The sequence below is a fragment of the Protofrankia sp. CiP3 genome (assembly GCF_917627345.1).
Lineage (GTDB): Bacteria > Actinomycetota > Actinomycetes > Frankiales > Frankiaceae > Protofrankia.
In genome coordinates this window covers 1-1061 of sequence record NZ_CAKJTM010000174.1, presented here as the reverse complement: position 1 = coordinate 1061, position 1061 = coordinate 1, and the positions used below count along the sequence as shown (strand labels likewise).

The 1061-nt window shown below is 73.2% G+C and carries 1 protein-coding gene; it reads left to right on the top strand.

The annotated features are described in order from the left end of the window. Position 1 precedes the first annotated feature (1 nt). Positions 2–1061, top strand: a 1060-nt coding sequence (locus MJ797_RS25480) for an IS110 family transposase (protein ID WP_239342084.1), incomplete at its 3' end; no start/stop codon positions are given.

Here is a 1061-nt window from a genome sequence, read left to right as displayed (position 1 = left end):
GATCGAGACGATCGAGGTTGTCGGTGGTGTGGACACGCACAAGGACACCCATACGGCGGCGGTGGTCGACATGGCCGGGCGGCTGCTCGGGACAGAGCAGTTCGCGGCGACCGGGGCCGGTTACCAGCGGCTGCTCGACTGGCTACGCGGGTTCGGCACGGTGGTGAAGGTCGGGATCGAGGGCACCGGTGCCTACGGCGCCGGCCTGGCCCGGCACCTCACCGCGGCCGGTATGGAGCTGGTCGAGATCGACCGGCCGGACCGCAAGGCCCGGCGGTGGCAGGGCAAGTCCGACCCGGTCGACGCGGAGGCGGCCGCCCGCGCGGCGCTCGTGGGCCGGCGGACCGGAGTGCCCAAGGACCGGACGGGGCAGGTCGAGGCGCTGCGCATGCTGCGGGTGGCGCGGCGCGGCGGGGTCGACCACCGCGCCGACGTGATCAAGCAGATGAAGGCGCTGGTCGTGACGGCCCCGGAGGCGCTGCGCGCGGAACTGTCCCCGCTGGCCAACGCTCAGTTGGTCACGGTCTGCGCGGGTGCCGACGCCGACGCGGCGAAGGCCGGGGAGCCGGCGATCGCGGCCTGCCTGGCGCTGCGCAGCCTCGCGCAGCGCCACCAGTATCTCTCCGCCGAGATCAAGGAGCTGGACACGGTCATCGACCGGCTTCTCAAGAAGATCGCGCCGAGGCTGCTCGAGGGGAACGGCGTCGGCCCGGACGTCGCCGGCCAGCTGCTCGTCTCCGCCGGTGACAACTCCGAACGGCTGCGTTCCGAGGCCGCGTTCGCGATGCTGTGCGGCGTTGCCCCGCTGCCGGCGTCCTCTGGCAGGACGAACCGCCACCGGCTCAACCGGGGCGGTGACCGGCAGGCGAACCGCGCGCTCTACACCGTCGTGCTCACCCGGCTGCGCTGGGACCCGGCGACCAGGGCCTACGTCGAGCGCCGCACCGCCGAGGGCACGTCCAAGAAGGAGATCATCCGCTGTCTGAAGCGGTACGTCGCCCGGGAGCTCTACGCGATCCTCCTTACCTGCGGCGCGCCGGCGGCCGCGGCGGCGGTGTCCG